The sequence below is a fragment of the Vibrio fluminensis genome, from assembly GCF_015278125.1.
GTDB lineage: Bacteria > Pseudomonadota > Gammaproteobacteria > Enterobacterales > Vibrionaceae > Vibrio > Vibrio fluminensis.
This window is the reverse complement of the sequence record NZ_JADILO010000008.1, coordinates 121,613-130,731: the sequence shown is the minus strand read 5'-3', so window position 1 is coordinate 130,731 and position 9,119 is coordinate 121,613. Positions and strand designations below refer to the sequence as shown.

The following is a 9,119-nucleotide window of genomic DNA, read 5'->3' as shown; positions in this document are numbered from 1 at the left end:
TCGTTACCATTTCCAGTTCGTATTGTTGCGGAGTCGGTTCTTGAAGCATATCGGAGTATCCATATTTCGATACCCCTATTAGATCAAAGGTCTAGCTCGAAAGCTAGACCTTTGTCAGCAGTCTGAAGCCAGCTTAATGCTGGCTCAATCGATTATAACGTCAATTACGCAGTAAAAAACGAGCTTAGCATCCAGATAGCTAAAATTAGGAAGATAGCTCCCATAAATTTATGCTGGTAGTTTCTGAACTTAGCGTTTTCTAACAGACCCTTACCTAGTGTTCCGACCAACGCAACCAGAACCAAGTTAAATAGTAAGCCGAGTACGTTAAGCAGTAGGCCAAGTGCAAGCATCTGTTCGCCAGAGCTTGCCGCGATGTTACTGGAGACAAATTGTGGCAAGAACATCACAAAGAAGACGAGCGCTTTAGGGTTCAGCAGATTACTAATTAAAGCGCGCTGATAGAAGGTCGTCGCCATCTTATTCTGCTGATCAAGTTCTGGGGCATCTGCCGCTTGAGAGCGAACACAATCCCAACCCATTTTTAGCAGATAAGCCCCGCCAAGTAGATGCAAGGCTTTAAGCGCCATTGGGCTCATAGCAATCAATGCAGAAACACCCAGTGCAGCAAGTAAAGTCAGAATGATTCCAGAGGTTGCGTTACCTAGGCTAGCAAACACGCCAACGCGTCGCCCGTAGCTCATACTTGAACTGGCGATCAGCAACATATCTGGACCAGGCAGCAACAAAAGTGCCACCACTGCCGTCAAATAGAGCGGCAGAATAGACATATCGATCATAATAATTAATTGTTAGGAACAGGACGGCGCGCATTTTATATTGCATTTAGATCTATATCTAGCCCATAACACCAAGATTGAAGACATATTCAGACCATACACTACGACCAGTATTTGCACTTTAGCCTGATAAACAAGGATGTAGGTTCAAACTGTGCTATGTTGCAAACAGCAATTTTGTACAAAAACTCTCAATGAGTTTGAATTACTCTATGCGAACAGGCGATCTTGCAAGGAGTGCAGTGATGGAAAAAAAGGATTTTACTGAAGGCGCTACCTTTCAAACCGCTGGGGAGTTGGGTGGGCTGGAATTTATTGAAGCTAAGTATAAAACCCACAACTTCTCCCGTCATAGCCATGAAGGCTACACCATCGGTGTGATTGAGAAAGGTGCGCAGCGCTTCTTCCGCACAGGGGGCAATCATATCGCTCCGCAAGATAGCATCATTTTAGTCAATGCCGACCAAGTGCATAATGGTCAAAGCGCGACGGAAGATGGTTGGGAATACAAAGCCATGTACCCACTTCCAGAGCAATTTGCGACTTTAACTCAAGGGCTCAACTCAGAGACTGTCATCCCCTACTTCCCTGAACCTGTGGTTTATGATCCCGAAATGGCACAGCAACTCAGGCTAGTTTTCGATACCCTTGAAAATTCTGACAACCGTCTGTTACGCGAAACCTTGGTTTACGGAACGCTGGTTAAACTCATGAGTCGGCATGGCAAAAAACGCCGCGAATATGAACCAAACACTCGTAGTAAGCAGCAATTACTGATAGCCAAAGAGTTTCTTGATGACTTCCCGCAAGCGGATGTCTCTTTAGAAGAGCTCGCCAAACTGGCAAACCTTAGCCCGTATCATTTTGCTCGCTCTTTTCAAAAAGAATTCGGGTTTCCACCTCACGCTTATCAGGTGCAATCTCGGTTGCGCTATGCCATTCGCTTGATGAAACAAGGTCATACACTATCGGATATTGCTCAAGAGTCTGGCTTTCATGATCAAAGCCATTTGCACCGACACTTTAAGCGCGCAATGGGTGTCACGCCGAAGCAGTATATGAAATCGATAAACATTTAAAACGAGAAGCGCAATTTTATACAATTTCTTGTTCTCTTCTCGTGGCGAAATAGAACTATATCGATTCTTGATTTAGACCCACTAGACCTTTAAATAGTCGCCGCGTCTACAAACCAAGTCATTCTCGCTGAACCTAGCATCTCGAGGTTACTTGGGTATATAACAAGCGCGCTACTGAGGGGAACCTATGAATACAGAAGTACAAGTTATGCCAAGTAGATACTCATTATTTATGCAGGGAACCGTTGCGATGATCCCACTTAGTGTAGCGGTCATTCCATGGGGGTTACTCGCCGGATCCTATGCTATTGAATCAGGGTTAACCCCCATTGAGAGCCAAGCGTTATCAGCGATCTTGTTTGCCGGTTCTGCTCAACTGGTTGCCACCGGCATGATTAAAGCAGGCGTTGGGCTCACAACGATGTTGCTAACGACCTTATTTATTACCTCCCGCCATTTTCTGTATAGCGTTTCAATGCGTGACAAAATAGGCCCCTTGCCACTGCGTTGGCGATTGGCATTAGGCTACCTACTCACCGATGAGCTGTTTGCTATTTGTGGTAATCAATCGGACAAGCGCTTTGAGCCTTGGTATGCGTTAGGTGCGGGTTTGAGCTTCTATATCTGCTGGAATCTGGCAACTTTTGTTGGCATTGTCGCAGGCAGTTATATACCCGCACTCAATGAACTCGGTTTGGAATTCGCGGTTGCTGCGACCTTTATTGCGCTGGTCATTCCCAACATCAAAAACTCCCCTACCTTTGTCGCGGTGGTGGTCGCTTTAGTGCTTTCTGTGGCATTAAATCTATTACAGTTCGAGGGAGCGTTAATGGTCGCCAGCCTTGGTGGTATGTTAGCGGGTTATTTTGTTGAAACGATGGTTAAAAAGTCGAGCTAGAAAGGAGACAACGATGATTATGTTATCTATTTTGGCGATGGCGGCGTTGGTTTTCTTTAGCCGTTATGTGTTCCTTGAGCCGAAGTTACCACTGCGTTTAGCTCCGCAACTACAAAGCATGCTGAGTTACTCTGGGCCAGCCATTTTGACAGCCATCCTTGCACCCATAGTGTTCGCGCCTGAGGGTGAATTATGGCTAACGCCAACGAACCCCTATTTGCTCGCGGCAATTCTAGCCTGTTTTATCATCTATAAAACGGGTAACGTATTATTGACGACCGTAATTAGCATGCTGGTATTTTTGGTTCTCAATAATTTGGTGTTTTAGTAAGTTAAAATCACCGTAGATTCAACATTGTCTATACCATACTCCAGATATGTAAAACGCCAGCATAGTGCTGGCGCTTTGAAATTTGATCATCGAGGAATTTAACTGGCGAGCCACTCAATTTCAATTAGTGTTTTACCTGCATGAATCAAGCGACCTAAGAAGATATCCCCCGTTTGGACTTCTCCTACCCCTTTTGGCGTGCCTGTCATTATCACATCACCATCACACAAAGTGGTGTAGCTTTTAAGCTCATCAACAATCACCTGCGGAGGATAGATCATCTGTTTGACACTGCCTCTTTGAACACGAACACAGTTAATAAACAACTCGATTTCTAACTCATCAATAGTCAAACCTTGCAACGAGATGAAACGACTAAATACCGCAGAGCCATCAAATGCTTTGGCGCGTTCCCAAGGTAAACCTTGTTGTTTGAGTGTGGATTGTAGTTCTCGCTTAGTAAGATCTAACCCTATCCCTACAGCAGATAACTGCCCATTGTTAACCACGAAACAGATTTCACCTTCGTAATGTAATCTCTCTTGGTGAAAGGCGGTTAATTGGTTGGTTATCGCTGTTGAGGGCTTATTGAAGACCACCATCTGTTCAGGCACAGCATTGTTCAGCTCCGCAATATGATCGAGGTAATTACGCCCAACACACAACACCTTAGTCGGCTGGATTGGGTTATCTTCAACAATAATAGAGTGCATGCCATCGTCCCTGAATTTTCGTGAAGGCACATTCTAGCTAAAGATTGTTTGAGGCAAACAATAATCGCTAACTAAAGTAAAAAACTCAGAGCTTGCGCTCAAAAGCAAACTCTGAGAATAAAGGCAGAACTTAATTAAGTTTGGGTTTAGAAGAAGTAGCGAGCACCGACTGTGTACTCGTCGTTTTCTTCTTTATCGATATCATTACCCAGGTCGATTTGGTAACCAGCGAAAGCAACTAAGCCAGAAGTTACTGTGTATTCTACTTGGATAGCCGTTTCGCTAAATTGCGTCTTGTCATTCTTGTCATCCTCTACTGATTCATAGTTAAGGATTACATTGACACCGTTATCCAAACCAAATGCGGCGATTGCCTCATATTGAGAAGAATCTTCTAGACCATTGTAGAAATTATCATTATCACCATATACCAACGCTACATATAAGCCTTTACCGTAATTACCATAGTTGGCGGCAAACACGTGCGATCGTGCTTTCTCTGAGTCCACATCACCTTGGTTGTAGACATAACCGAGTCCAAATCCTGCAAACACCGTACTAACTGCAATTTGACCACGAGCATCATAATCAGCAGAACTTCTCGTATAAGTCACAGCGCCTAGACCCGGGCTAGCCGTGATTGCCGAATCTGTTGTTTCACCTTGCCAGCCTAAACCTATATTAAATGCCACATCACTTGAAACATTTAATGTATTACGATAACTAACCATTTTTTCAGCACGCGCAGAACCTAATTGATTAAAGTTACTTCCGTATAAGAAATCGTTAGCAAACGCGATGGGTTTATCCGCCACGCCTGCAACATCATAATATGGAGCCCATTGTGTACCCACAACTAAGCGACCTGCTTGTTCATGAGTCGCACCAATGTAACCCAGACGAGTCGTGAATGAAGTGTTGCCACCATCGAGGTAGTTTAGGGCCCATTCACCTTTCGCATCAACAGTCACACCGTTACCAATTTCTTTTTTACCTTCAATGTTGATACGAGGCGAAACTTGGTGAACTTTAAAGTCTTCAGAGTTATATTCACCCACACCCACATCTACGTAGCCACCGATAGCTAAAGATGTGCCGCTTCCACTATAAACTTCTGCTGCAAATGCACTGGTCGAAGCCAGAAGAGTAGTCGCCACTGCCATGGCAATATTTGTCATTTTCATCTTTGTATTTCCATATTCTATTAATAGCAAGCCGAACCAACAGAACTACGTCAATCCGTTGTTCCCAATTAAAAACTAGTAATAGAACTGTAACTTTCAAATTAAAAATGAAACTAAATTTCGTTTATATTTACACCACACTTGATAATTAATAGTTTTCACTTTTCAAGTCATTAATCAAAAAGGAAATATTGACCAAGTGAATGCCAGGTCATTACTTTGCGATCGACATCACAGATTGCAAGATTTGCATAATATGTGACAAGAACACCGATATGCTTATCAGTTTTAACAATATAAACGCCTGATAGTATTGACATGTGATTTATTGATAAATTAACGACAATTTTTAGGGGCATTTTGAATTGCATCAACCAAATAAAAATGATCAAATCTGATCACACCCATTCAGTCATCTAGAACTAACCATCTAATTTATTAAACTTTATCTTGACTAAAGTACTTTGGAAATTTCTTACTTTAACTGGCATTTTTATGAGTTGCGTGTCGTGTTTTATTTATATAAAAGTGAATGTAACTGCCAACAAGACTAACATGCAGTAATTATTCCTGACATATTACCATTCCATGCGAAATATAAGGATACGTGCGCACGGGTTTACCCTTATCGAACTTGTGGTCGTTGTGACTATTCTGGGTGTTATATCTATCACTGCGATGAGTGTTTATCAGTCATTTCGCAAAGATGCCAAAATTACCGCACTCTTAGGGGCTAAAGATGCTTTGGCTACCGTCAATACAGAAGTCTATACCAAGGCAGTGTTACAAGGAGTCGAAGATGAAGTAGCTCTCACAAAATTCAACATCGATCTTAACAACGACGGTGTACGTGATGTAATGGGTTACTATGGATTAATCAAATATGTTTCGGCTGCGAATGAACTAGCGGGACTTGATCCTAAATTTCATATTGCTATGTGGTCAAACAAACCCAGTGCCACTACCCCTTACTTTTTCATCGGCTACAAAGTAGATGGAAGCACACACCTTAGTAAAAACATCAAATGCTATGTCCAAGTTTACTACCCTGAAGACTCATCGGGGGCAGTAAACTATAAACTCGTCTCTGAGGATTGTTGATCTAAAGTCTACCGCTCCACCGGCTACCATACACCGCAGAATAATCAGGCTCTGATATCCCATCAGCAAGGGTAGAACTTGACTTAAGTGGGCCAATAACCGTTTTATAAGGGATAAAACCCGCCCATGCTGGTATATCTAAATCAGCGTTATCATCATTCACTTCTCCACCACTGATTTTAACCGAAGCTTCCGTTAAAGGAATAGCAAGCAGCATGGTGGCATCAAGCTCTTTATCGCTACTTAAGCGAATATCCTCACAGCGCCCTGGGGCAATCTGCTCAATAAAGTGATTGAGTAAGCGGTCTTTCTCACCGCGATCTTCAACTCGCTCAAAACTGCCAAAAACAACAGCAGAGCGGTAATGCGCACTGTGATGAAATGCGGAGCGCGCCAAAACCCAACCGTCAAACAAGGTAAAGGTTAAACAAGTTTGCTCACCTTGCGCGAGGTTACGCATTAGACGGCTATTGTTAGCTCCATGAATATAGACCTTGTCGCCAACTCGCCATGCCAGCATAGGAATGACAACAGGACCAGATTCTTGAATGATAGCGATATGCGCAACCAAAGAATGATCAATCACTTGGTACAAGGTTTCGACATTGTCTTGCGCTTTATGAGCGGCTTTTTTGACTGTGCTACGCGGCGTATTGGATAACATAAACTTCCCTAATAAACATTGCTTTAGAGTCAATATAATCGCAAACTGGCATTATCAAGAGAGCCAATTTCAGCTAAAACATAGATCCAGTTATATACCCAAATAACTTGGAGATGCAGGTAGGCGACAAAGGAACAAAGCCTCTGAGCATAGATGTACTATGTGATGAAGTTTGTGAGTGCCTGTCGCTTTTTAAATCAATAAAGCGCTGCAACTTCAAATAGGACGGGTATAAAAACCAATTACGAGAGTCAGCCATGCCACATATTGATATTGGAGATCTAAAACTGCCCGATAACTGCACAACGCTGCAGCAAGGTTTATTCGACGCGATTCGAACCAAAATCGTACAAGGATACTGGGCTACCGCGAGTCAAATCCCTTCGACACGCAAGCTCGCCGAAGAACTAAAAATTAGCCGCAATACGGTCTCAGCTACCTATGAACAATTGGTATTTGAAGGCTATATTGAAAGCCGCAAAGGCAGTGGGTTCTACGTCTCACTGGAACTGCCAGATGATTACCTTCCAGAGCATCACTCTCAACCAACTGCGCTAATCAACTCAGTTAGCCTGAATAAAAACCGTGCTTTTGCTCCTGGAGTACCTGACCTGTGCCAGTTCCCATTAAAAAAGTGGCAGCGTTATGTGCAAATCCACGCCTCACGCCCGTCAATATTAGGTAATGATGACGTACAAGGGTGTTATGAATTACGCCACGCGCTAAGTGATTACTTGTCTGCCAGTCGCTCGGTAATGTGCAATGCTGAGCGGATTATTATTACCAGCGGCGCGCAGCAAGCCCTTTCCATCGCAGCAATGGCGACACTAAATAGTCAAGATACTCTATTACTGGAATATCCAGGTTACGTGCAAATGGATAAAGTGGCACGCCTGTTTAACTTGAATAAACGCCCTATTGCGGTTCATCCAGTGACTGGACTCGATATAAATGCACTACTGGCAGCCAAAGCAAAAGCGCTCTATGTCACACCTAGCAACCAGTATCCAATGGGTACAACCATTAATACTGAACAGCGGCTTAAGATCATTAAATGGGCTCAGCAGAACAAAGGGTGGATCATTGAGGATGATTATGACAGCGAGTTTCAATTTGCCCACCGCCCCTATACCAGTATGCAAGGCTTAGCTGGGCAAATTGGTCTAGACGATCACGTTATCTATATTGGCTCACTCAGCAAGGTCATGTTTAATGGTTTACGTTTAGGCTATATGGTGGTGCCTGAGCACTTAGTGGCAAGATGCAATGAAATCAAAGATGCCCTAACCGGAGATTCACCTGTACATATGCAATATGCCTTAGCCGATTTTATTGCCGACGGAGAGCTATTGCGACATATCCGCAAAATGCGACGTCTATATAAGCAGAAGCATCAAACGATAACCGAAGCGATTGAAAAGCACTTCGGCGCTAGTGTCGAGATCATCAGTCAAGCAAGCGGTCTTCACGTCACTCTGCGTTGGCATGGTGGCATTGATGAAGAAACCCTGAGAATGAAAGCTGAGCAACAAGATATCCTAGTGCGGACGCTGAACTATTATGAACCTGATGGTAGCAAGGGGCGTGATTGGCGTGGCATTGTGCTGGGTTACGGCAACACGCCTCTCAGTGACATCGAGCCAAAAATAGCCAAGCTCGCAGCATGTTTTGCAGGCTAGGCTAAATGGACTCATTACCTAGCCTCACCCGCTAACATTAAATCGCCATAAGTTGTCGAATTTGTTCTATTGTTTGCTGGGCGTTTTGATAGTCAATCGCCAGTTCAACCAGTTGTCCTTCTCGCTCAAAAAACAGTGAAGGGAAGCTGTTGCCTCCTATAGAGCGAGCGAAGGCGATTTCACGCAGCATAGCTTGATTAAGGCTTTCACTGTGCAGATCTTGGCTAAACTTTTCGCAATCAAGTTGAAGCTCTGCTGCAAGCTGTTCTAATACAGGGTTATCACTTGGGTTTAAAGCACGCAAGTAATACGCTTTTTGAATGGCACTGATCATCGCTCGCTCTGCACCTTGCTCTCTCGCCGCGAGCACTGCGCGACAGGCAGGATAAGTGGATCGACGTGGCGTATTGTCCGTCCAGAACTGATAGTTGAACTCCGTACCAAGATAATCAGCAATCTTACGCCAATAGGAAGCGATTTGACGCTGCATTTCTTCTGGCATTGGCTCATCACTATCTGGGGCCAATCCGCCAACCAAATATTGAATCTCCATGCTGGTCGCAAAATCATGAGCCAGTGTTTGCTCAATTTGTTTCCACGTTGGTTGATAGCCCCAACACCATGAACACATTGGATCATGAACATAATAGAGTTTCGCTTTACTCATCTC

10 protein-coding genes are annotated in these 9,119 nt (G+C 43.8%); 5 read left to right on the top strand and 5 right to left on the bottom strand.

The features are described from left to right. Positions 1–164: 164 nt before the first annotated feature. Positions 165–800, bottom strand: coding sequence for a LysE family translocator (locus IRQ95_RS08200; protein ID WP_075648809.1), 636 nt, complete (start codon positions 798–800; stop codon positions 165–167). Positions 801–1,045: 245 nt separating this feature from the next. On the opposite strand from IRQ95_RS08200, the gene IRQ95_RS08195 reads away from it, so the two are divergent. The 3 genes from IRQ95_RS08195 (at position 1,046) to IRQ95_RS08185 (ending at position 3,105) form a co-directional block, all read left to right on the top strand. Then, positions 1,046–1,879 (top strand): AraC family transcriptional regulator, encoded by an 834-nt coding sequence (locus IRQ95_RS08195; protein WP_194436476.1) that lies wholly within the window; start codon positions 1,046–1,048, stop codon positions 1,877–1,879. 187 nt (positions 1,880–2,066) lie between these two features. Beyond that, positions 2,067–2,777, top strand: coding sequence for an AzlC family ABC transporter permease (locus IRQ95_RS08190; RefSeq protein WP_194436475.1), 711 nt, complete (start codon positions 2,067–2,069; stop codon positions 2,775–2,777). 13 nt (positions 2,778–2,790) lie between these two features. Beyond that, positions 2,791–3,105: an AzlD domain-containing protein gene (locus IRQ95_RS08185; protein WP_194436474.1), complete on the top strand. Its 315-nt coding sequence runs from the start codon at positions 2,791–2,793 to the stop codon at positions 3,103–3,105. Positions 3,106–3,206: 101 nt separating this feature from the next. Here the strand turns inward: IRQ95_RS08185 and IRQ95_RS08180 are convergent, their stop codons facing one another. Both IRQ95_RS08180 and IRQ95_RS08175 read right to left on the bottom strand, forming a co-directional pair. Then, positions 3,207–3,821: a fumarylacetoacetate hydrolase family protein gene (locus IRQ95_RS08180; RefSeq protein ID WP_194436473.1), complete on the bottom strand. Its 615-nt coding sequence runs from the start codon at positions 3,819–3,821 to the stop codon at positions 3,207–3,209. A gap of 146 nt (positions 3,822–3,967) precedes the next feature. Further along, entirely contained in the window at positions 3,968–5,005 is a 1,038-nt protein-coding gene (locus IRQ95_RS08175; RefSeq protein ID WP_194436472.1) for a porin, read from the bottom strand. 588 nt (positions 5,006–5,593) lie between these two features. Here IRQ95_RS08175 and IRQ95_RS08170 point away from each other — a divergent pair. Continuing rightward, positions 5,594–6,106, top strand: a complete 513-nt coding sequence (locus tag IRQ95_RS08170) for a type II secretion system protein (RefSeq protein ID WP_194436471.1) — start codon at positions 5,594–5,596, stop codon at positions 6,104–6,106. Position 6,107: 1 nt separating this feature from the next. On the opposite strand, the gene IRQ95_RS08165 is transcribed toward IRQ95_RS08170, so the two are convergent. Next, positions 6,108–6,770 (bottom strand): pyridoxamine 5'-phosphate oxidase family protein, encoded by a 663-nt coding sequence (locus IRQ95_RS08165; RefSeq protein WP_194436470.1) that lies wholly within the window; start codon positions 6,768–6,770, stop codon positions 6,108–6,110. A 257-nt stretch (positions 6,771–7,027) separates the two neighbouring features. Between IRQ95_RS08165 and pdxR the strand changes: the two genes are divergently transcribed. Beyond that, on the top strand, positions 7,028–8,449 hold the full coding sequence (gene pdxR, locus IRQ95_RS08160; protein WP_194436469.1) for a MocR-like pyridoxine biosynthesis transcription factor PdxR: 1,422 nt from the start codon (positions 7,028–7,030) through the stop codon (positions 8,447–8,449). A 37-nt stretch (positions 8,450–8,486) separates the two neighbouring features. Here the strand turns inward: pdxR and IRQ95_RS08155 are convergent, their stop codons facing one another. After that, on the bottom strand, positions 8,487–9,116 hold the full coding sequence (locus tag IRQ95_RS08155; protein WP_194436468.1) for a DsbA family protein: 630 nt from the start codon (positions 9,114–9,116) through the stop codon (positions 8,487–8,489). Positions 9,117–9,119 lie beyond the last annotated feature (3 nt).

Coding starts and splice junctions, on each gene's coding strand:
- IRQ95_RS08195 (WP_194436476.1), top strand. CDS start 1,046: ATGGAAAAAAAGGATTTTACTGAAGGCGCTACCTTTCAAACCGCTGGG.
- pdxR (WP_194436469.1), top strand. CDS start 7,028: ATGCCACATATTGATATTGGAGATCTAAAACTGCCCGATAACTGCACA.
- IRQ95_RS08190 (WP_194436475.1), top strand. CDS start 2,067: ATGAATACAGAAGTACAAGTTATGCCAAGTAGATACTCATTATTTATG.
- IRQ95_RS08170 (WP_194436471.1), top strand. CDS start 5,594: ATGCGAAATATAAGGATACGTGCGCACGGGTTTACCCTTATCGAACTT.
- IRQ95_RS08200 (WP_075648809.1), bottom strand. CDS start 800: ATGATCGATATGTCTATTCTGCCGCTCTATTTGACGGCAGTGGTGGCA.
- IRQ95_RS08165 (WP_194436470.1), bottom strand. CDS start 6,770: ATGTTATCCAATACGCCGCGTAGCACAGTCAAAAAAGCCGCTCATAAA.
- IRQ95_RS08155 (WP_194436468.1), bottom strand. CDS start 9,116: ATGAGTAAAGCGAAACTCTATTATGTTCATGATCCAATGTGTTCATGG.
- IRQ95_RS08175 (WP_194436472.1), bottom strand. CDS start 5,005: ATGAAAATGACAAATATTGCCATGGCAGTGGCGACTACTCTTCTGGCT.
- IRQ95_RS08180 (WP_194436473.1), bottom strand. CDS start 3,821: ATGCACTCTATTATTGTTGAAGATAACCCAATCCAGCCGACTAAGGTG.
- IRQ95_RS08185 (WP_194436474.1), top strand. CDS start 2,791: ATGATTATGTTATCTATTTTGGCGATGGCGGCGTTGGTTTTCTTTAGC.